Origin of the sequence: Roseivivax marinus, assembly GCF_900109705.1 — a bacterium.
In the GTDB taxonomy this organism is placed as follows: Bacteria; Pseudomonadota; Alphaproteobacteria; order Rhodobacterales; family Rhodobacteraceae; genus Roseivivax; species Roseivivax marinus.
The window spans coordinates 359,372-380,471 of sequence record NZ_FOAI01000003.1 but is presented as its reverse complement, the minus strand read 5'-3'; the positions used below and the strand labels follow the sequence as shown (position 1 = coordinate 380,471).

Sequence of the window (21,100 nt, the reverse complement as noted above, 5' to 3'; positions counted from 1 at the left end):
ACGATGGGCGAATGTCGGTTACCGACCTCACTACGCTGGCGTGCGCGTCATCTCACGGATCAGATCATTTGTCTCTGGTCTCGTCGTTTGGTGCCGATATCGAAGAGCCACAACAGTTCTTGATATTTCAAGGCCATCGATGGGTTTCGACACCAGGCCAATGTCCGAAGGAATAGCGGTGGCTGGCAGGATCACCGCACCTAACCCTTGCCGAGCAAGCTCAACCAGCCAATCCACGCGATTTGACCGATAGGCCGCGTAGAGTTCGTGACCCTGATCCGCGCAGGTCCCAAACAAAGCATCCCGCATTTCGCAATTTAGTCGGTCAAGCATGTCAGTTTTCGCAAGAGTCGACAGAGAAATCGTATTTAGTTCAGACAACGGGTGCGACTTTGACACCACGACCTTGTAGTCCTCTTCATAGAGACGGTCTATGCGATAGAGGTCTTCACCGACCTTCTCTGCGCTGATGACAACGTCAAACTCACCATCCCGCAACCCGGCAAGAAGCTCGGAGGATGACGCAACGATCAATTCGATTTCGGCTTGCGGCAATCGCGTACGAGTACGCTCCATAGCTGCCGAAATCCTGTTGTGGCCAATCGTTTCACCGACACCGACAGAGATTGGAACCCGCTCCAAGCGCATATGACGGATCGCTTCTGCCTTAGCCAGTCGCGTCTCATCGTGAACCTTCCGCAACCTTGGCTGCATGAGTTTTCCGAGGGTGGTAAGCCTGCATCCCGCACGGTCCCTGACAAACAGGTCGCCTCCAAGCTCGTCTTCAAGTTTCTTGATCGCAGTCGTCAAGGAAGGTTGGGAGACATTGGCGGCACTGGCTGCGTGGGTAAAGTTTCGGTGCTCGCAGACAGCGAGAAAATACCTGATCTGGTTCATTTCCATCGCCGCATTCTCCGTCACATCCCGGTTCAGGCCATCAAACCAACTACGATAGCCCATGTCTATCAAAGAATAGAATTTCGGAATTGGAGTCCGACGCATCCGGCATGGGACAAGAGTGCATCGAAACTAACCACGATGCACTTCAAACCAGGAGACGACCATGAAGACGCAAGTCCTTCAGACATTCGCCGCACTGGCTCTGATCACAACTTCTGCAACTGCACAGGACAACCCAATGGAAAATCATACTGCCAGTTACATCGCCATGCCCGCCGCCGAAGGCCAGACCGGAGCCTTCGCGGAGTTTCTGGCTGGTGCCGCACCTATCGTGCGAGAAACAGAGCCGGGCACCGTACTTTGGTTTGCTCTGCAAGCCGACGATACGCTCGCAATCTTTGACATCTTCGCAGATGAAGAAGCACGCGACGCTCATTTCTCAGGAGCGGTTGCTGCGGCTTTGAACCAAAACGCGGACGCGCTGGTCGACGGAGGATGGGACGACGGTGTTGTCGCGAATATCAACAACTCCGATGTCCTGTCGGTAAAGGCGCCGGTTGATCTCTACACGGCAACGACCGCAACTTACATCAAGCTCGAAGCTGCTCCAGGTAAAGGCCCCGAATTGGCAGCCTTGCTGACCGCCGCCGGCCCCATCGTCGCAGATACCGAACCCAAGACATTGTTCTGGGCGGCGCTGCAGATTGACGAGAACAACTTTGCCATCTTCGACATCTTTGCCGACAACTCTGGCCGCGAAGCGCACTTTGCCGGACAAGTAGCTGGACTCCTGAATGAAAAGGCTCCAGAATTGGTCTCTGGCGGATGGGACGATGGTGTGTTGGCAAACGTCCACAATTTCGACATCCTCGCTACTAAGTAGTCTCGAGGTGAATTGAGAAAGAAGTGCCCGGTGCAACCGATCGGGCGCTTTGCTGTTTGAATTTAGATTCACCCCATAGCGGCCGTTCGAGCAAGCGCAGCGAACTGGCGCTCTGTCCGCACAAGCGACGTTGGTAACCGACGCTAGGAACAACCGCTTTGCTCTGTCGAGAGGCGCGAAAGATCGCTTGTGTCTCGGTTGCCCCCTAGTCCGCAGAGGCTGATAGGTCGCGTGAAAGCTCCTTGGTCAGGGTCGATCCCTTGGCCAAACGACGCGAGAGCGTTTGAACGAAACCACCATACCGCTCCTTGCCCTTCGCCTTGGCGGCCGCGTAGGTGTCATCCGGCAAGGGTGGAGTCGTCGTCAGCCAGAAGCGGACGAACAGAGCCAGCGCCTCGGTCGTGATCTCCTGATCGCGTTCCAGCCTTTCAAGCGAACGAGTCAGGCGGTCCAGCCTGCGGACGATCGCGGCTTCGTTCTGTTCTGCGCTGTCGGGTGACAGGAACGACGCCAATGCTGCCTCGATGATCTGGGTTTTGGGAACGCGCCGCCGCGTCGCCAGTGCGTCGATTTCGTCGAAGAGGGCTGCGTCGACATAGGCGGTGATCTTGGCTTTCTTCATGTCGTCACCTCACAGTTCGATGCCGTCGTCCGGATCGAGGGCCGCTTGATGCGCGACGGAGCGGAAGCGGGTTTGCATGGCGCGGGCGCGTTGGGTCTCGTCGTCAGGTTCGTCTTCGAGGGCCGCGAATTCCTCGCGCGGGAACGGCAGTTCGGGCGCCACATCCTCATGTTCTGGGATTTCAGGCTCTCGTCGGATGCCGCCTTCCGCCTCGTCAGCCGGCTTGTTCGTATCAGCTTCCTGAGGCGGTGTGATCGGTTGAAGACTGCTCCAATCATCGGATCCCGCAGGGCTGAAAGGTACAAATACTTCTACGATAGGCGGCTTTTGGATTCTCGCCTTCAGCTGCGCGTCGCGGAAGTAGCGGACTTTCTGCGCCCGGATCGGGGATGCACCTGATACGAGGATGATTTCGTCATCGGGTGGAAGCTGCATGATCTCACCGGGGGTAAGCAAGGCCCGGGCGGTTTCCTGGCGCGAGACCATCAGATGCCCGAGCCAGGGCGACAGGCGGTGCCCGGCATAGTTCTTCATCGCGCGCAGTTCGGTCGTGGTGCCGAGGGCGTCGGACAGGCGCTTCGCCGTGCGCTCGTCATTGGTCGCGAAAGCGACGCGGACATGGCAGTTGTCCAGGATGGCGTTGTTCTGGCCATAGGCCTTTTCGATCTGGTTCAGCGACTGGGCGATCAGGAAGGCCTTGAGACCGTAGCCCGCCATGAAGGCGAGCTGGGATTCGAAGAAGTCGAGACGGCCGAGGGCGGGGAACTCGTCGAGCATGAACAGAAGGCGGTGCTTGCGGTTGGTGTTGTGCAACTCTTCCGTCAGGCGGCGGCCGATCTGGTTGAGGATCAGCCGGACCAGCGGTTTCGTGCGGGAAATGTCCGATGGCGGCACCACGAGGTAGAGGGTGAGCGGCCGCGCATCTGAGACCAGATCGTCGATCCGCCAGTCGCAGCGCCGGGTCACGGCGGCGATCACGGGGTCGCGGTAGAGACTGAGGAAGGACATGGCGGTGGAGAGAACACCGGAGCGTTCGTTCTCGGACTTGTTCAGCAGCTCGCGCGCGGCTTGGGCAACAACAGGATGCGGGCGATCTCCGAGATGGGCAGTCCGCATCATTGCAGTCAGTGTGGCGGCGATGGGACGCCGAGGATCTGACAGGAAGGCGACGACGCCTGCCAGTGTCTTGTCCTTCTCGGCATAGAGGACATGCAGGATCGCGCCGACCAGAAGGGAGTGGCTGGTCTTCTCCCAATGGTTCCGCCGCTCGAGCTGGCCTTCGGGATCGACGAGGATGTCGGCGATGTTTTGCACGTCCCGCACCTCGCGCTCCCCGCGGCGAACCTCGAGCAGCGGATTGTAGGCTGCGCTGGCTGCATTGGTCGGGTCGAAGAGCAGGACACGCCCGAACCGCGCCCGCCATCCGGACGTCAGCTGCCAGTTTTCGCCCTTGATGTCGTGGACAATCGCGGAGCCGGGCCAGGTCAGCAGGCTTGGGATCACCAGGCCAACGCCCTTGCCGGAGCGGGTGGGCGCGAAGCACAACACATGTTCCGGTCCGTCATGCCGGAGGTAGCGCTTGTCGAGACGGCCCAGCACGACCCCGTCGTCTGCGAACAGCCCAGCGGCGGTGATATCCTTGGGGCTTGCCCATCTGGCAGAGCCATAGGTTGTCACGTCGCTCGCCTCGCGCGCCCGCAGGATCGACAGCAAGATGGCGACGGCAATCGCGGCAATTCCGCCTGCGCCCGCGATTGCGGCCCCTTCCATGAAGACGCGCGGCGCGTAGGCGTCGTACCAGTACCACCAGGTGAAGACCTGCCACGGGCGATAGATCGGCAGGCCGAACAGGGTGGTGAGAGGCGCGCCAAGCTGGGGCTGGAACCCCAGACGAAACGCGACCCATTGTGTCGCCGCCCAGACGAAGAGCAGCGCCACGATGCTGACGATGATGATCTGGCCCCAGAGGATCTTGGTGGCCGATGACGTGTCCTGACGGCTCATGGTGATGTCCTTTCTGCTCAGAGGCTCAGCCCGCGCTTGCGCCCGAGGCTCCAGTCGATCCCGCCGCCGGGCGTCATCGTGCCTGTGACGGTCTGGCCGAGATGGCGTTCGAGTTGCGGGGTCCAGGGGACGAGCGAGAAGCCGAGACCATCGTCGATCATGGCGAAGCGGCCCGAGGCGAGATCGAGGCGTTGGCGGAATGTCCCTGCGACGGGTTTGCCCTCGGTCGGCTTGTGGTGGGGAAGTCCGGTTTGTGTGCTCAGGTCTTGAGCGATGGCGTCCAGTTCGCGGTTGCGCAGGGTGGCCAGCAGATCGCGGGCAAAGGTCACCCGCTGACCTTGCCGTCGGGCGAGACCTTCGGCGACGAGTTGATCCGAGCGGCGCTCCAATGCCTGGCGAACCTCTGCGCCAAATCCGGCACCGCTCAGCGGTGCGCGGTCCCGGGCAAGATGCAGGCGGTCGAGCCAGGTGGCGCCATCCGCCTCGATCTGGGCGGCAATCGACAGATCGGATCGTCCGACAAGAGACAGTTGCGGTATCCCGTCTGTCTTCCTTGTCCAGAGCCGGGTTTCGACAATGCCACCTTGCGGCGTGTCGCCGGTCGCATCGAGATCCCGGAAGCGCAGGTGATGGACACGACCGTCAACACCGTCGATGATCGCGTAGCCGGTGCCGGCGTGGTCATCATGAAAGCCGCGTTCCACCAGCCGCCCGAGGATCGGGGCGGTGGGCGTGCCTTCGATGGCGAAATCACCCGCCGCGCGGTTGCGGTCGGCGCCTATGGCCCGGTGCATCCGTTTGATGATATCGCCGCGCATCCCGAGCTCGCGCAGAGTGTCTTCGGCAGTCGGTTTCAACTCCCAGACGGCAGGGGCGATTTGTTCGGCCAGTCCGAGCCTCTCCAGTGTCTGGGCACGCCCGATCATCAAGCGGCGCAGCTCCGGATCGCGGGGCTCCAGCGTGCCGCGCCGCAGGTCGGCGATGCCGGCATGATCGTCCGCCAGGGATCGCAGGCCGCGGTCGAGATCGGTCCAACGCTCCGCCGTGACCTGCGTTTCGAGCGCTTGAGAAATCTCCCGCTCGCTGCGGGGTCCCAGTTCCAGTTGTACGAGGTCTTCCGCGCGCGCTCGAACCCCCCGGCAGATGTAGTCACGCGAGATGACGAGATCGCGGCCGTCGTCGGCCTTTCCGCGCACTAGAATGTGGACATGTGGGTTGTCGGTGTTCCAGTGATCGACGGCGACCCAGTCCAATCTCGTGCCGAGATCCCGTTCGGCTCGGGCCATCAGATCCCGGGTGAAGGCACGCAGATCTTCGAGATCGCCCGCGTCCTCCGGCGAGACGATGAACCGGAAATGATGCCGGTCGTTTTCGCAGCGCGCCGCAAATCCGCCCCGGTCGAGATCATCGCGTTCCGACCCGAACAAGTCGGCGTCTCGTCCATCCTGGCCGACGCCGTCGCGCTGCAGGTAGCCGAGATGCTTGGCCATGGGCGCGGAGCGAAAACGCTTGCCCTGGTGGCGCACGACGCGGGCCTTCGCGACGACGCGTCGGGACGTGCGGGTCAGACCTTTGGTGGTTCGGGCAAACCGTCCGCGTCCAAAAGAGGTGTTGCCGGAGCGCGTGCTGCCCGCGCCGATGCGATAGCCGGTATTTCCGGATTTCCGCGCAGCTCGCATGACCTCGTTGACGAAACGTGTGGGTTGCTTCGAGGTCCTGCCGCCGTCGCGGATACGCCCGGGGCGGATGCGCAGGTCATTGTCGCGCCGGGTCATGGCTGCACTCGCTTCCACGAGCAGCTGCCGCTTGAAAAACTCCAATAAATCAGCGCTCTAGGTGAAGTCCTGCGGCATGCAGCTTGGATGTGCGGCGCAAATCCTCGCAGAGAAACAACAGCTTGAGGTCCGCTTGCGGCACCTCTTTTATCTCGCGCTCTTTCTGTTGAGACCCTGCGCGTCGGCCCTCTTCGGCACATTTCTGCGACGGGGCATTCCCGACCTCGCCATGGTGCGATTCCGCGGATCATGGCGTTTTCCCCCGGCTGAGAGGCACGAATATCCCGTTTCGAGACGCGTCAGACGCAATCCGTTGAGTGTCATCACCCGGGGTTTGACCCTCCTCAGCCATTGCCGCGAACAACGGGGCGTCGCGCCAGTCCAGAGTCGTCTGCGGGCGGCTGACTGCCCGCGCGACGTCGGTTCCATCGGCGATGAGTGGCGCGAGGATGGCGAGGTAATTGCGGGTTTCACGCGGCAAGGCGCGGCCGGTATCAAGGTGCTCTTGGTAGCGCGCAGGCCCGGCATTGTAGGCCGCGAGTAAGCCGGGCGACCCGAACCGGTCGTACATTTGCCGCAGATAGGCGGTACCGGCCAGGATGTTGTCGCGTGGATCGAAAGGGTCATTGCCAAGCCGGTGGGCTGCGCGCAATTCGGCCCAGGTGCCGGGCATGATCTGCATAAGCCCCATCGCCCCCGCGTGGCTCACCGCGCGCGGATTGCCCGCGCTCTCGACCTCCATGACGGCACGGATCCAGGGCTGCGGGATGCCGAACCTGCGGGCGGCTTCTGCGATATGGATGTCGGTGGGTTGCTGCTCAGATGCTGGAACACTGCGGTCCTGAGCGATCACGGCGAACGGTGCCACGGTGATCGGCATGCAGAGGATCAGTACAAGCGCGGTCGTGACGCCCGCGTGCCGACGGCTGTGCCCGGGTTCAAGAACTCGCATCTTCCGCCCCTCCAAATGTCCAAAGAGGGATGGCACGCCCGAGGACCGTATCCGCTGACAAGGGCCCGAAATAGCGTCCATCGAGGCTGTCTGCGACACCGGCGACGAGCAAGAAAACCTCGTCCGAGGCGAGCGTGGCACATCCCGTCCAACGGGGAAGCGGGCGGCTCTGTTGGTCAGCCGATGCTGCCTGGGCAACAACGGTGCCACCGATGGCGACATCGAGACCATCGCGACAGACGGTCATGCCGGAGACGGCCGCGATGCGTTTCAACAGCAAGGTATCCGCACCGACATAGCCGCGCTCAACCACCCAGGATGACAGGTCTTCCGGCAGGCGCACGGCAACGAGATCGCCCAGCGATGGCGGGTTTGACGCTCGAACAATGTAAAGTCCGACCGGCACGCTTGCTGAGGCATTCCAGATCAGACGCGGTGCGCGGTCGATCTGTTCTGCAGCGAGCAAGCCGAGGGACAAACCGGCCGCGAGGAGGGGAGGGGCCGCCGCGTTCATATCGTCACCATGCGACGCTTGAGCCAAGCCGCATGCCGGGCAGGAGTGTAGGGACGGGGCTCCATTGCCGCGGTCAGGCGGTTGTGGACGTGCCGCCAATGATCGGGGCAGACATCTTCCGTCGCGATGCCATAACTTTCCACGATATCGATGGACCGAAGCGCCGCCTCGACCTTGGGCCAACCGGAGAGGCGCATCAAAAGCTCGCCGCCCGGTGTCACACAGGGCACCGTCGAGCAGGGCTCGCCTGCACCGACGGCGCGCAGAATATCGATCCGGCTTTCAACAGTGCCGTGGTCGTTCGACGACCAGCGGACGAGCGCGAAGATTGCGCCGGGGGCGAAGGCCACGCGCTTTTCCGTGCGCGTCAGGATGGTTTCCTCGGCCATCCGACCGAAACGGATCCAGCGCTCGATGCGCCCTTCGATCCAGGTGAGGTGGACAAGTGTCTGCATCGGCTCAGCGCCCTCGCCGCAGATAGGCCGGCGAAACGGCGGCATGGCGTTTGGCGGGTAGAACGCGGTCTTCGGTCTCGTCCGAGGTCGAGGTTTTCTCGCCCCTCGTGACCCAGGCTTGCAGATCGTCGACCGCGTAGACGACACGCCCGCCGATTTTCGAATAACGCGGGCCGGTCCCGTAAGTCCTGTGTTTTTCCAGCGTGCGGCCAGATAGGCCGAGAAATCGGGCGGCTTCCGGCGTTCTGAGGTAGCGGGGCGGTAGTCCTTCGTTGGGGTCGGGCATTTGAGCATCTCCGGTGGCTAGGCCGCGCGACGGCGCGTCGCGGGCTGTCGGAGGTCATCAAAACGGAAGAGCGCGGTGGGGAGGGATGACGAAGATCGTGGCGCGAAAACGTCACCCCCAAAGGCCAACAGGATCAGGGACTGATGAGGGTTCGATTTTCGGAGATCGCGCGGTGATCACTTGCGCGGCTTGGAGCGCCCCGTGGGTCCTTTGCCGAGAAGGAGAAAGCGATAGCCTTTGGTGGCCAGATGCGTGCCATGGGCGGACAGTCGGGTGATCTGGGCCTTGAGGGAGCTGGTTTTCCAATGTTCGCGGGACACAGCCTCTGCGCCGAACAAATGCCCCGCGATTGTCTGATAGCTGGCACGATCCCGGCGCGCGTCGAGCGTGCGCAATGCAAGCTGGATGCGCCGTCGCTGCTGCGACGTCAGGGGCGGAGGGGATCGTTTGCGGTACAACAGCTGCGCGCGAAGCGACTCGAGAGAATTGATTCGTGCCGCCCAATGTTCGTCCAACGGCACCAGAATCCCAATCGGGCATTGGAGGCTTTTGGCATCTAGCATGAGCAATGCGCCTGTTGCGAGGCGCACATATATCAAGCCGTCCTGCGTTCCGATGACGGTCAGATCATCTGCATCGATGTGCGGCGCGGCGGTGTCGCCGCCGGGGACCGGCACAGCATACCCGACCGCTGCCGGGGCGATTGAAGGCGTCCAGAACACGGGTGCTTTGGGTGCGTCGATGTCCGGATCAACCGGGAAATCGTAACCCCCATGCAGCCGGTGATTTCAATCCATCCCGCATTCGCGGGTAATTGGCGCGATAGTCGGAATTGCGGCGCAAGCATTCCCAGGCCAGCCCGGACAGGTCGAGTCTGTCGAAATGCTTGTAAGCCGCTTCGTCTTGCCAATCTTTGGTCATGGCGAAGCTCCGCGTCAGCTGTTTCGATGGACAATGAGTATAGCTTGGTGACGCGTCAAAACGACGGCAAGAACGGTTGCCCTGCGCAACCTGCGCGGGTGTTCGCCGATGTCTTACGGATAAGGCGAAGTTCAGCCGTTACCGCCCTCAAGCAGCTTGCGATAGCCGTGCTCCGTCATCCAACGAGCGCGGGCGAGGTGGCTGTCGTACATCTTTTTGGCACGCTCTGGTTCTTCGGCGACATCTATACCGAAAAGAATCTCACTGACTTCATGCAGGCTGGCACCGCTTTCAGCGGCATCAAACAGGCGCAAGTACAGCGTCATATGCGCGTGGTCGTAATCGGTCAGCTCATCGCTTTGTGGTGCGAGATCAGCGATCGGCGTGGTGCCGGTGGCAGACATGATTCCCCCTCGCCGTTGGGCGTTAAGGCTCATAACAGCACATCAGATTGCATGTGCAAGGTCGGATTGCGGTCATTCAAACTGCAGATGAGCATTATAATACGTCGCACCAAAATACGCGATAGGTTCTTTACTCGCGGATGGACATCCGCGTTGTTTTTGCAAGGAATCTCAAGCACTACCGCCAAGTTTGCGGGCTTACGCAGGCCGCTTTGGCGGCGGCGATGGAAGTCGACCGTGCCCATGTCAGCGCCATGGAGCGCGGCCAGCAGAACGTGACCTTGCAAACATTACAGCGGGTCGCGGAGCATCTGGATGTGGCGCCCGCCAAGCTAATCGAAGAACACTCGGAACTCGACTAGGGTATCCGGATCACGAAATCCCTATCTGGTTTCGGAGGCCGGATTGGATGGAGGCGCTGGACCGCTTGGAGGCTCGGGTTTCGTTGGCTGCCCGAGGTGTGCATTTTCACCCGCGTGCTTTTCTGCGCCTTATCCAGTCGGGCCCGGCATAGGTCACGGCGTGGATATGGACCTCGCGTGCATCATCGTCGATAGTGAAGGCGATCACGGCCTTCCGGCCTGCAGGAATGCCGCGCAGCCCGAGCGTAATCCCATCCCGAAGGCTGCCCTTTTGGGCAGTTCGGTAAGGCTAGCGATAGCTGCTTCGATCTCGTCCAACCTGCGCGCTGCCTATTGTGGGCCGGCATAATCGTTCAGCCAGCGAATGATCGCGTCTAGATCCTCCGAAACCGCCGGATGGAACCGGATGCGATGGCTCACGCCTCGCGCTCGGTCTGAAGGCTGGCCCGGGCGGCGGCAAAGGCTTTTTCCGCCGAGATATAGTCGGCGCGCGGCCGGTCGAGCCGCGCCCGAATTTCTTCGGCCATCGCGCCAAGGGCCAGCTCGCGTTCCTCTTCATCGCGCATCATCTGCTCCAGAGCCGCTGCCACAGCCGCGCTTTGCGAGGCGAAGGCGCCTTGGCCCACCTTGTCGGTCAGGAACCGATGGTGGCGGTCGGTGAAGCTGATGGTTGTCTTGACGGTCATGCTGAGCTCCGAGATATGACTTAGCAATATAGGCAAAGGCTTGAACACCAACAAACTCTTCGAGGGGCGGGAAGCGGAAGTTCGCTGCGCTCGGACACTTAGTTGCGACAGACGGCTGTTTTCCCCGTTCCCATCCACCGCAAAGTCTGCACCTACGGGTTTACAAAAGGACCAGCAGCAAAGGCAAAACACTAGTGACAGACTAAGCAGATTCCGCTTCTGGTAGAGGGCATTCACTGCTTAGTTGTCTACACCTTGTGGTACGAGTAGTGAGCGCCACCATATGAACGAAGAAACCAAAATTGAAGATGCGCCTCTCGACCTAGCAACGCTTCTCACGCAGACGCTAAGGACTGGGGGCAAGGTCACAGATACACACCTAGTGGAGCTTACGCCCGCTCAAGTTATCGAAGACACAGCGACCGAGGTGCATTGCTACCGACTTCCGATTGATGCGCACGGGAGAGTAAGGTTCAAGCCGCTTGCGGAGTTTCTACGCGCAAGAATTGTAGACTACGCGATCCCCCGAAAACGCATCGAAGAAGCGAAAAATTCTTTCAATGATACAGGTTCCTCAGCACTCATTCTGAAACTTGAAAAGGAAGCGGAAGCGCTGTTCACTTCACTTGCTAAGAGCGGCGAAGGAGGCGAACTTCTCGTTTTTGCGTTTGCCGAGTCAGTCTTTGGCATGTCGCAGGTCATTAGCAAAATGAGCCTAAAGACATCGACCGAAATGCATTACCATGGAGCAGACGGCGTTTACGCCAAAGGTACAGACGATGGCGGATTGAAAGTCTATTGGGGTGAATCAAAACTGTATGGCGTTGCATCAGATGCTGTCCGAGATTGTCTAAATTCGCTTGCACCGTTTCTAGCAGACACAGATGGCGCTGATTCTTCGCGTGCTCAAGATGTCTTTCTAATCAACGAGTTTGCCAACTTCGACGACCCGAAGCTCACGGAGGGCCTGAAAAACTACTTTGACCAGGACAAAAAGGAGTCATTGTCACTTCATCATTGTGGAATAGCGCTCGTCGGCTTTGACTCCGCGAGCTACTTGGAGGATGGTCAGAACCTAGACGAGAAAGCCCTTGAAGCAGCTTTGCAACAAGAAGTTCCGGGTTGGACTAAGCAAATCAAAAATCGAGTTGGAAAAGAAGCAATCACGAGCTTCGAGATAAGCTTCATTTGTGTCCCCATGAGGACCATTGAGGAGTTCCGCTCATACTTTCTCAGCCTCTTGGGCCAAAAAGCATGAGTCTAGAAAACGTACAGAATTGGCTCATTAGTTCGGATGGAATTAATAATGACCTGGATCGTCTCAGGCAATGGTCAGCGGCCCTGAGTTTTGGTGAAGGCGTACTAGAGATCGAAGGTGTCGATGCGCCAACTGATTGGCGAAAGCTTCTGCTTGCTGCGAGCATACTTGCAGAGAGCGACGAACGCGAAGCCCAAGAATACGCACTGATGGTGGCTGAAGCGGCAGTTTGCTTTTCAAATAACAACCTATTGAAGGATTCCGGCAGCCTTATCCTCACCAGACTCTCAAACCACAGAGCAGTCACACTCGCTGAGGAAAAGGGGTTCTTGAAGCCAGAACTAGACGACCGTCTTGGCACGATGGAAGCCCTGTTACAGACACGTCGAAGGCTACGGTCTGAGATTATTCTCAACGATGCAAAGTCCATCTTGGCAAACAGGTTTCAATCAGACCTATGGTCATCACTCTCTGAGGCTCAATGGGTTTCTGCGACTGCGCCCACTGCAGCCGGCAAAACTTTTGCTGTGCTGAATTGGCTTCTTCGGCAACATGCGACAGGAAAGTCGAACAGTTCTGTCTTCGTAGCCCCAACCCGAGCGCTCGTCTCCGAAGTCGAGCGACAATTGAATGACTTGAAGCTCGTTCACGGCCTGAACGATCTTAAGGTCACATCACTGCCTATAAATGAAGAAGAGCTTCGGTCAAATCGCTTCATTGCAGTGTTTACCCAAGAAAGACTGCATATCTTCTTGAATGGCGGTGAATACCCGCACCGTTTCGATATTGCGGTTGTCGATGAAGCTCAAAAACTCTCGGATGAACGGCGGGGAGTCATTCTTCAAGACGCAGTAGAAAGAATTGTTCGCGCTAATGATCGCTGTCGCTTCGTTTTCTTAAGCCCGCACAGTGACAACCCTGATGTTCTGCTCGAGAACTCTCCAGACGACATCCGTACATCTGTAGTTCCAAGCAATACCGCCACTGTCATGCAAAACCTCGTTATGGCTGAACAGATACGCGGAAAGCCAAAGGAGTGGACACTTTCTCTTGTCACTGATGGTGATCCAAAACCGTTGGGCAAGTTCGACCTTTATGATCGCCCACTGAACCAACGCAAACGCATAGCGTTCGTAGCACTGGCTTTAGGCAAAGAGACAACTGGAACACTGGTCTATGCAAACACTGCGAGCGAAGCAGAGATCGTTGCGCAGCTCATCTACGACGGGCTTGAGGATCGGGAAATTTTTGACGACGACGAACTCGCTGACCTCTCAGAGTTCTGCGAAAAGGTAATCCATCCCAAGTTTCAACTTGTTCATCTTGTGAAAAGAGGTGTGGCTTTCCACTACGGGAACATGCCTTCTTTGCTGCGCGAAGAGATCGAACGCCTTTTCACATCCGGTAGGATTCGCTTCCTGGTATCAACGTCCACTCTAATAGAGGGTGTCAATCTTGCTTGTCGTACAATCGTCGTAAGAGGGCCTCGCAAAGGACAAGGGAACCCAATGTCGCCTCAAGATTTTTGGAATCTTGCAGGAAGAGCTGGTCGTTGGGGGGCTGATTTCTACGGCAATATCGTTTGCGTCGATGTTCAGAAAGACAACGTATGGCCCAACGGCTTACCCAAAAAGACAGCCTACCCGATCCAACGCGAAACGGACAAAGTGATTGAGGAGTTTGATGATCTATCCGGGTATCTCGAAGAGCGAACCCAAATGGATCAAAGCGCTTTCGATGGGAAACTAGAACACGTCGCTGCATACCTAATGAGTTGGCAGTACAGAGAAGGTACCATAAGAAATGCGCCTCCCGTCAAGAAGCTTAGCGGTGATGTTGCAAACAAGCTCGAAGACCTAATTCGACCGTCTTTGGACGCGATTGATGTGTCCCAAGAAATTGTGGAAGCCAATCCTGGAATATCAATCGTAGCCCTACAATCGCTACTCGATTTCTTTCGCGCTTACTCAGGTTTGCCTGAACAACTTCTTCCGATACCGCCGGAAGACGACGACTCTGTAGATCGATTTGTTCGCATATTCGATATCATCAATCGAACACTTGCTCCAGTTTTTGCGCCGGAACAACGCGTGTTGCCTTGTGCACTTACGACTTGGGATTGGATGCGCGGCAAAACACTGGGCAGAATTATTGCGGCCAGACTGCAGCGCGAAAGGGAAAAGCCAGAGTATCGAGGCGACGCAGAACTTCCCTACGCGAAGTTCATTCGGGACACGATGGCTGATGTAGAGAACATTGCTAGATTTCTAGCGCCCAAATACCTCGGCGCCTACCTGTCTGTGTTGAGACAGTTTTATCATGAACGCGGCTTGTCCGAAGAGTTCCCCGAAGAGCTGACTTACGATCTTTTCCTCGAATTCGGTGTGAGTACACGTACACTCATAAGCTTGATCGGTTTGGGACTATCGAGAACGAGCTCTATCGAACTCAGCAACTTTCTTGGAAGAACACATTTGAGCGAAGCAGAGGTTCTGCAAAGCTTAGCGTCTAGAGAGTGGGAAGCGCTAGACCTTCCAGTTTTGGTAAAGCGAGAGATCAGCCGAGTGATTGAGCAAAAGCGCCTTGAGGCTTCAGGTGCAGCAGGCATCGAGGAAGCGTGATGGCCAGAGCGCAACCAGTTAATATCGGCGGCATTGATTTTCCCAAGAAATCAGCTGCTCTTGCGCACTTGCGTGGCATTTTGTACCGCTTCGAGTTCGAAGAGCGGATTTCCGGAGCGGACGAAGAGTTTCTCAAAGCCGCTATCGAGCGGCATCCCGATTATCTGGAAAAGACCGGCGTTGGCATCGAACAATTCTTCGTAGGAAGAGGGGACTTTGGAACCCGATGCTTCTGGGTTCGAAGGATTGACGGGACTGAGGTTCGTTTTTCCTTTAAGAGCTGCGTTTAGTATTGGTCGAGCTGCGTCGCAGCGACAGATGCTAGTGTGAATGTCCGCTTTGGACCGGACCCGTTGCGGTCAAGTATAACCGCGAGTCGCTCGCGGTCAGCACAAGATGAGTAGAGGTCACCCCGCCCGGTGATCCCAGGCGGGATCGTCTGCTGTCAGTCGCCGTTGCGGCGGGTGTTGGGGCGCGACCAGATGAGGCTGAAGGTTTCTTCGCCACCTTCGATCACCGTGTCGTCGAAGAGGTTGGCGTAGATCGGTTGGGTGAAGCTCGGATCGTCGAGCTTGAGGCTCAGGTAGTCGCGGCCCTCGGCCGAGCGCTTGGACCAGGCGGCGCCGATCTCGGCACGACCAACGAAGACGCGGTGGGAGGGGGCGTTGTCGTTCGGGGTGCTGTCCTCGGGGACGATGCGGACGGCTTTCGCCTGAACGCTGAGGGTGACGATTTCGCCGACGTATTCGCTGCCGGTCTTCTTGAAGTTTCCGATGGTGGCCATGTCATATCTCCTTTTGGCTTGTCCGAGCCCGCGCCCTTCGCGGCCTCGATGGCGATCGTCAGGACCGGGGCGATCCGCCGACGCAGCCCCTGTGGCCCGCAGCGCCAGCGGAGGACGGCAAGGCCGGTCTTTCTTGTTCCGCGAGGAATGGCGGACCCGATATTGTTCGGGTTGCCAGGGGAAGAAAGTCCGGACGCGCTGTTGCGTTTAAGGAGGTCGAGGCGTCAGCCGATCCCGGTCAGATCAGCCGTTGAGAGGCCCGCAAGGGACGCGTGGCGTCATGGCATGGAAAAGGGGATGACAGGCTACCTCTGGACCGCGCAAGACCCCGGCAGCAGACGTCGTGCAAAGACAGGTTTTGGCGTGCAGGCGGAAACGGTGCATGTCCCGGACGTGCCTCGCTACCCAGGGATTGCTCCCTCTCGCCGTGTCTGTGTTTGTCTGCCGTGATATTCGGTCTGCCAGCGATCCAAGTGCATGTGCGACCAAGGTCATGCGCCACAAAGTGGGTCTCGGCGATCTGGTTTGCTCAGCCTGTCCTGACCAACCGCAACGCTGCGGTGACGGCGAGGATCGAGACCTGTTGCAGCAATCGGTTGCGGCGCACTCTGGCGATGTGGCGGACGGCACGCACCGGCGCAAGCTTCACAGGGCGTTCAGTGTTCACCGAAAGACGTGTGCGGATGCGAGTCTGACATGGCGTTGACCTCGGACCAGCCCGACACCCGCGCCCAAGCTGTACCGCCGATAATGAGCGCGCCCAGCCAAGACAAGAAGGTGATGGCGGTGTCGCTTGCGCTGCCAAACTCGGCAAGACCCTTTGCCGCGTGAAACCCGGCTATCCCGGCGGGGACCGCGTAGATCAGACCGATGGCGAGTTTGAGCGGAGCCCAACGGATGCGGTCAAAGGCGAATTCACCCAGAGCCGCGACGAAGCCGCCGATGAAGAGGCCCGCAATGATCGACAGAAAAACGCCTTGGCCCGTTTCATACAGATACATACCGGACGTCAGCCCGATGGCGAAGGGCAGGGCGTAGACGGCCAGGTTGAACAGGATCCAGCAGAGGGCACCAAGGCCGAACAGAGTGAAGAGGGTGGAGAAAAACATGAGGCACTCCTTTCGAGAACAAGGATCGCGCCGCCACCTCCTCCATTGGCACGGGCAGATCATAGCAGAAAACGGCCCACCCCGGGAGGGTCCGGGGCGGGCGTCGGCGAAAATCCGGTCATGCCGGTGTGGCGGCTTTCGGCCGGAAGTCGAAGAGGGGAATGCGCATCGCGCGGGCTTTGTCGGCGAGATTTTCGGTGATGCCCGAGCCCGGGAAGACGATGAGGCCGATGGGGAGGGTGTCGAGTAAATGGTCGTTGCGCTTGAAGGGGGCCGATTTGCCGTGCCGCGTCCAGTCGGGCTTGAAGACGATCTGTGTCACGCCGCGTTTGTCGGCCCAGGCGGCGGCAATCCGTTCGGCCCCGCGTGGCGCGCCGCCGTGCAACAGGACCATGTCGGCATGTTTCGTGTGGACGCGGTCGAGGGCCGCCCAGATGGCCGTGTGATCGTTGCAGTCGAGCCCGCCGCTGAAGGCGATCTTCGTGCCTTGCGGCAGCAGCGGTTCCAGATCGGCCCGGCGCTTCGCAGTGAGATGATCGCGGCTGTCAATCAGGGACGCAGTTAAGGTACGCCGGTTCACGTGGCTGCCCGTGCGCGGGTGCCAGGTCTGGCCTAGATGCGCCTCGAAGCCCTCGGCGGCGAGATCGCGCATAGCCTCAAACGCATTGCGCCGCTCGATGAGCGTGATGCCCTCCGCGATCAGGGTTTCCAGTTCGACCGAGCGGACCTCGGATCCGTCCTGTTCGCGCTGTGCGCGTTTTTGTGCCTGTTCGTTGCTGTCGAGATCCCGGCTAGTCCGCGTCGCCATGCGGTGAAACATGTTCGTGGTGGACCAGAGCAGGTCTTCGAGGTCGGGCTCCAACCGCGTGTCGGACAGCGTCGAGACGAGCGCGTCGAAAATGTCGGCGATGGCGGTGCGAATGGCGTCGGGCTCCGGCAAGGGGCGGGGATCGGGTTCGTCGGTGAAGGGGCGCCAGCCGTAGAGCTGCAGTTCCTCGAGTACGACGGCGGTGGAGGATCGGGTTTGAAGATGTGTCTCGGTCATAGTGTAGTCTCCGTTTTTCGAAGACCGCGCCTCTCGCGGCCTTCCCGGGCGACGAAAAAGCGGGGGCCGGGCGGGTCTGCACCGCCGCGCCTGCGGCGGCCGAAGCGAAGCGGAGGACGGCTTGCCGTTGCGGGACCGGCCGGGCTCTGCTCCGTCTCGACCGCTCTCGGAAGGACGGAAGGCGTGGCTCTGATCGCGGAGGCGCTGGCCGACTGCACCGATCCCGATCAGTCGATGGCGTGGTCGAGGAAGGTCACGGCATCCTCGGGCGCCAGTTGCGGACGCAGATGCGCGCGCAACGCGTCGCGGCCATTGGCCCGCAGATCGTCATTGAAATCGCCGAGACAGGGGGAGAGGTGGATCGCGTCGATCCCGGCCTGTCTGGCCCGATGCGACAGATGGTCCGCGGCGGACAGGCCTGCCGGGTCGGCATCGACGGCGATGTAGAGGCTGCGAAGATCGGCGGGCAGCTGCAGGGCTGCGAGATGATTGGCGGACAGAGCCGCCACCGCAGGCAACTCCGGCAGGGCCAGATGCAGGGAGAGCATGGTCTCCAGCCCTTCGCCTGCGGCCAGCACGCTGACCGGTTTGCCGATGCGAACACCATGGCCGAGGAGATTGCCCATGGCCTTGCGCGGTGGAATGACCGGGGCCTTGTCCGCAGTGGCGGGGTCAAGCCATGTGCGGTGCAGGCCCGTGAACCGCCCTTCGAGGTCTGTCACCTTGGCGAGCAGGGCGGGCCAGATCTCGGGCGGGTCTGTCAGTGCGTGATCCTCGCGCCAGTAGAAGCAGTTCGGGTGAAACCGAAGACTATCGAGTTGGCCCAGCCCGGTGAGGCCGCGCCTTGCGAGATAGCGTTCTGCCAAGGTGCCAGAAATCGGCTGGCCCATGGCCCAGAGCCGCCGCGCGGCCTCGGGTGAGCCGCGAGAGGCTGGCGAATTGGTGGCGCGATGCCTGTCCATCTGCGGCAAACTGAGAAACCTGCGCGCTTCGTCCAGCGCGTCCCTCAGGGTGGTGATACCCATGTTCAGGGCGATCAGATCCAGAAGGTCCCCGTGCTGCCCGGTGGCAGAATCGGTCCACTTGCCAGCCGCGCCGGGTCCAGAGGTCGGTCCCGATAGCCGAATATAGAGACTGCGGCCTGGCGTGTTCTGCACGTCGCCTACGATCCAATAGCGGCCTTGCTTGCGTCCGTTTGGAAGGTACTGTCGGCAGACGGCCTCGGCATCCTGGGCAAGGCGGCGGGCGATGTCGGCGGCGGGGCTGTGCATGGTTAGTGCCTCCTGTCGTGGATAGAAAAAGGGGCCCGCCATTTCTGGCGGACCCCGGCTGCCGGAACTCTGGGGGAAAGAGCTCCGACCTGCTCGAAGGTCACTCGGCGGCTGTCCGGGCGAAGGCGTCACCGGCGACGGGATCATCTTCCCCCGAGTGTTCGGAATCTCCGATAGCCGGTTCGCCGCCGTCTTCCGCCGATTGCGCTTCGCCAGTCTCGGGATCGTCGTCCGAAGGTCCTCCATCGGCGGTGTCGGTGTCGTCGACCAACTCGATCGCCGGTGCGTCCTCTTCCGGCAGCGGCGGCGTGCGCAGCGGGTCGGGCAGCCAGCCGGTGCCCACAAGCAGGTCCTCTGCGGCGGTCACCATTTCCGCCTTCTTCAGCCCGGCGATCCGGTCAGCGGCGTCCTCACCCTTCGACTCGCGCACGGCTTCGAGGATGCACGCCTTGGTCACGCGGCCGAGGTAGCTGTCGCCTGTCACCGTCCAGCCCGCCTTGGCCATGTCGAGCCCGACGGTCCCGGCCAGCACATCCGCATGCGCGATGGCGCGCGGACGGCGCTGGTAGGGATCGTGGACGGCATTCACGCTCATCGCCACGCAATGGGCGAAGAGCGTCTCGCGGCTGCAGCTGTCGAACTCGGTCAGCGCCTCCCAGAGGTCCTCGGATGCCTTCGGCAGGTTGCGCGCCCAGGTCTCGTGACGCTGGTCGATGGCCTGCGCGTAGGCCGTGTCGCCGAGGCCCGGCACCTGCGATCCGAACCCCGCATTGCGCGGTTCGATCTCGACGCAGCTGTCGATGGCGTAGCGATAGAAGAGCCGCAAGGCCATCGCGTGCAGGGCCGCGAGGAAGGCGACCTGCGGGTCCTGGGCCAGCGCATTGCGCAGCGCCAGCGTGCGATGGGCCGTCAGTTCCATGACGAGGCGGTCGGAAAGCGGTTTGAGGCCGTCATCCTCTTCCTCCTCGTCCGCCGTAGACACGGCGGTGTCATCAATGTCATCGTTCGGCGCCGCTTGCGGTGCGACCTCACCGGCGTCCTCCACCTCCTCGACCGGCTCATCTTCGGGCCGCACGTAGCCGCGCTCGACCCGCAGCCGGCCGGAACTGTCGATGCTGACGAAGGCTCCTGCCAGCGCGAGGTCTTCCGCCTCGTACCGGATCGGACGCGCCTCGAGGGCCTCCATCGCCTCCTCGATCTCGCCCAACCGGGCATCGACATCGTCGGGCAACTCGTCGGCCTCTGCATGCTCGGCCTCGAGCGCGTCGTATTCCGCCTTCAGCGCCTGGTAGCGGGCCTCCTCCTCGTCGGTCATCGGCACCGCTTCGCCATGAACCCGGCGCATCTCGAAGGTGTGGCCATAGGGGAACTCGGTGTCGACCTCGACCCATTTCCAGCCCTCGGCGCGCACCGCCTCGGCCTCCTCGGCAAGCTTCTCGCGCACCATGACGTCGAGCAGCGCGGCATCCTGCAGCCAGCCGCCGTCGTCCTGCTGGAACAGGTCGCGCAGGATCTCGCCCCCGGCCTCGACGTAGTCGTCAAGCCCGACGAATTGCGCCCGCTTGTCCGACGCCCGCACCGCACCGTCGGTCAGCATGCGGCGGATCTCGTAGGGCTGCCGCGAATAGTGTCGCTGCAGCGCCTCCCAGACCTGCTCCTGCCGCGCATGATCGGGATTGACCGTGAAGGCCATGAGCTGGTCGAGCGTAATCTCCTCCTCGGCATAGGCGTCGTGCAGCGATGGTGCCACGGCGGCAAGCTTCAGCCGCTGCTTGACCACGCTGGCCGGGACGAAGAACGCCGCGGCGATCTCCTCCTCTGTGCGGCCTTTCTCGCGCATCGCCTGGAAGGCGCGGAACTGGTCGAGCGGATGCAGCGGCGCGCGTTGGACGTTTTCGGCGAGACTGTCCTCCTCGGCGAGCCCATCGGTGCGGATGATGCAGGGCACCAGCGCGGTCTTGTTCATGCGCTTCTGTTTGACGAGCAGCTCGAGCGCCCGAAACCGCCTCCCGCCGGCGGGGATCGTGTACATGCCGGTCTCGGCGCCGCTATCATCCAGCACGGGCCGCACGGTGATGGAGCTGAGCAGCGTCCGCCGCGCGATGTCCTCGGCCAGTTCCTCGATCGACACGCCGGCCTTCACGTGGCGCACGTTCGACTGGCTGAGCATCAGCTTGTTGAAGGGAATGTCGCGCGAGGCGCTGAGGGTGATTTTCTGTTGCTTGGTCATCGGGATATCTCCGCGACG

The 21,100-nt window shown here is 60.5% G+C and carries 22 protein-coding genes; 5 read left to right on the top strand and 17 right to left on the bottom strand.

The genetic code is table 11. From position 1 onward, the window contains the following. Positions 1-30 precede the first annotated feature (30 nt). Positions 31-903: a LysR family transcriptional regulator gene (locus tag BMX29_RS06215; protein WP_092811256.1), complete on the bottom strand. Its 873-nt coding sequence runs from the start codon at positions 901-903 to the stop codon at positions 31-33. A gap of 160 nt (positions 904-1,063) precedes the next feature. Between BMX29_RS06215 and BMX29_RS06210 the strand changes: the two genes are divergently transcribed. Next, positions 1,064-1,783 carry a putative quinol monooxygenase gene (locus BMX29_RS06210; RefSeq protein WP_048599691.1) on the top strand — a complete coding sequence of 240 codons (720 nt, stop codon included), beginning with the start codon at positions 1,064-1,066 and terminating at the stop codon, positions 1,781-1,783. A gap of 205 nt (positions 1,784-1,988) precedes the next feature. Here the strand turns inward: BMX29_RS06210 and BMX29_RS06205 are convergent, their stop codons facing one another. The 10 genes from BMX29_RS06205 to BMX29_RS06165 all read right to left on the bottom strand — a co-directional run bounded on the left by BMX29_RS06205 (position 1,989) and on the right by BMX29_RS06165 (position 9,716). Then, positions 1,989-2,405: a ribbon-helix-helix protein, CopG family gene (locus BMX29_RS06205; RefSeq protein WP_092811254.1), complete on the bottom strand. Its 417-nt coding sequence runs from the start codon at positions 2,403-2,405 to the stop codon at positions 1,989-1,991. Between the two features lie 9 nt (positions 2,406-2,414). Next, the gene (locus BMX29_RS06200) at positions 2,415-4,409 is read right to left on the bottom strand and encodes a conjugal transfer protein TraG (RefSeq protein WP_092811252.1); all 1,995 of its coding nucleotides are present in this window, start codon (positions 4,407-4,409) and stop codon (positions 2,415-2,417) included. Between the two features lie 17 nt (positions 4,410-4,426). Next, complete coding sequence (locus tag BMX29_RS06195) at positions 4,427-6,184, bottom strand: relaxase/mobilization nuclease domain-containing protein (RefSeq protein WP_092811250.1); 1,758 nt, start codon at positions 6,182-6,184, stop codon at positions 4,427-4,429. A gap of 247 nt (positions 6,185-6,431) precedes the next feature. Then, on the bottom strand, positions 6,432-7,136 hold the full coding sequence (locus BMX29_RS06190) for a lytic transglycosylase domain-containing protein (protein ID WP_172974974.1): 705 nt from the start codon (positions 7,134-7,136) through the stop codon (positions 6,432-6,434). Then, a complete protein-coding gene (locus BMX29_RS06185; RefSeq protein WP_092811246.1) occupies positions 7,123-7,650 on the bottom strand; it encodes a S26 family signal peptidase in 528 nt (175 codons plus the stop codon). Before BMX29_RS06185 ends, BMX29_RS06190 begins: the two co-directional genes overlap by 14 nt. Continuing rightward, positions 7,647-8,150, bottom strand: a complete 504-nt coding sequence (locus BMX29_RS06180) for a DUF2840 domain-containing protein (RefSeq protein ID WP_217644376.1) — start codon at positions 8,148-8,150, stop codon at positions 7,647-7,649. Before BMX29_RS06180 ends, BMX29_RS06185 begins: the two co-directional genes overlap by 4 nt. Continuing rightward, positions 8,110-8,391 (bottom strand): helix-turn-helix transcriptional regulator, encoded by a 282-nt coding sequence (locus BMX29_RS06175; protein WP_021100692.1) that lies wholly within the window; start codon positions 8,389-8,391, stop codon positions 8,110-8,112. Before BMX29_RS06175 ends, BMX29_RS06180 begins: the two co-directional genes overlap by 41 nt. Positions 8,392-8,567: 176 nt before the next feature. Continuing rightward, positions 8,568-9,113, bottom strand: a complete 546-nt coding sequence (locus tag BMX29_RS06170) for a DUF2285 domain-containing protein (protein WP_139196938.1) — start codon at positions 9,111-9,113, stop codon at positions 8,568-8,570. Between the two features lie 28 nt (positions 9,114-9,141). Beyond that, positions 9,142-9,312: a transcriptional regulator domain-containing protein gene (locus BMX29_RS19160; RefSeq protein ID WP_172974975.1), complete on the bottom strand. Its 171-nt coding sequence runs from the start codon at positions 9,310-9,312 to the stop codon at positions 9,142-9,144. A 131-nt stretch (positions 9,313-9,443) separates the two neighbouring features. Beyond that, entirely contained in the window at positions 9,444-9,716 is a 273-nt protein-coding gene (locus tag BMX29_RS06165; RefSeq protein ID WP_092811240.1) for a DNA -binding domain-containing protein, read from the bottom strand. Positions 9,717-9,856: 140 nt separating this feature from the next. Here BMX29_RS06165 and BMX29_RS06160 point away from each other — a divergent pair, with 140 nt between their 5' ends. Next, complete coding sequence (locus tag BMX29_RS06160; RefSeq protein ID WP_092811238.1) at positions 9,857-10,078, top strand: helix-turn-helix domain-containing protein; 222 nt, start codon at positions 9,857-9,859, stop codon at positions 10,076-10,078. A 416-nt stretch (positions 10,079-10,494) separates the two neighbouring features. Here BMX29_RS06160 and BMX29_RS06150 read toward each other — a convergent pair whose 3' ends face one another. Continuing rightward, entirely contained in the window at positions 10,495-10,764 is a 270-nt protein-coding gene (locus BMX29_RS06150) for a hypothetical protein (protein WP_092811236.1), read from the bottom strand. 283 nt (positions 10,765-11,047) lie between these two features. Here BMX29_RS06150 and BMX29_RS06145 point away from each other — a divergent pair, with 283 nt between their 5' ends. From BMX29_RS06145 to BMX29_RS06135, 3 genes are read left to right on the top strand one after another with little or no spacing between them, the layout of a single operon-like run. Beyond that, entirely contained in the window at positions 11,048-12,022 is a 975-nt protein-coding gene (locus BMX29_RS06145; RefSeq protein WP_092811234.1) for a HamA C-terminal domain-containing protein, read from the top strand. Then, positions 12,019-14,643, top strand: a complete 2,625-nt coding sequence (locus BMX29_RS06140) for a DEAD/DEAH box helicase (protein WP_092811232.1) — start codon at positions 12,019-12,021, stop codon at positions 14,641-14,643. Before BMX29_RS06145 ends, BMX29_RS06140 begins: the two co-directional genes overlap by 4 nt. After that, positions 14,643-14,933, top strand: a complete 291-nt coding sequence (locus BMX29_RS06135) for a DCL family protein (protein ID WP_092811230.1) — start codon at positions 14,643-14,645, stop codon at positions 14,931-14,933. Before BMX29_RS06140 ends, BMX29_RS06135 begins: the two co-directional genes overlap by 1 nt. Positions 14,934-15,088: 155 nt before the next feature. Here BMX29_RS06135 and BMX29_RS06130 read toward each other — a convergent pair whose 3' ends face one another. From BMX29_RS06130 to BMX29_RS06110, 5 genes are all read right to left on the bottom strand, one after another. Then, positions 15,089-15,427, bottom strand: coding sequence for a DUF736 domain-containing protein (locus tag BMX29_RS06130; RefSeq protein WP_092811228.1), 339 nt, complete (start codon positions 15,425-15,427; stop codon positions 15,089-15,091). Positions 15,428-16,083: 656 nt separating this feature from the next. After that, positions 16,084-16,536: a hypothetical protein gene (locus BMX29_RS06125; RefSeq protein ID WP_175471140.1), complete on the bottom strand. Its 453-nt coding sequence runs from the start codon at positions 16,534-16,536 to the stop codon at positions 16,084-16,086. A gap of 118 nt (positions 16,537-16,654) precedes the next feature. Continuing rightward, positions 16,655-17,581, bottom strand: coding sequence for a DUF2493 domain-containing protein (locus BMX29_RS06120; RefSeq protein WP_092811226.1), 927 nt, complete (start codon positions 17,579-17,581; stop codon positions 16,655-16,657). A gap of 227 nt (positions 17,582-17,808) precedes the next feature. Beyond that, a complete protein-coding gene (locus BMX29_RS06115; RefSeq protein ID WP_092811224.1) occupies positions 17,809-18,852 on the bottom strand; it encodes a DUF7146 domain-containing protein in 1,044 nt (347 codons plus the stop codon). Between the two features lie 100 nt (positions 18,853-18,952). Then, complete coding sequence (locus BMX29_RS06110) at positions 18,953-21,082, bottom strand: ParB/RepB/Spo0J family partition protein (protein WP_092811222.1); 2,130 nt, start codon at positions 21,080-21,082, stop codon at positions 18,953-18,955. Positions 21,083-21,100: the final 18 nt, after the last annotated feature.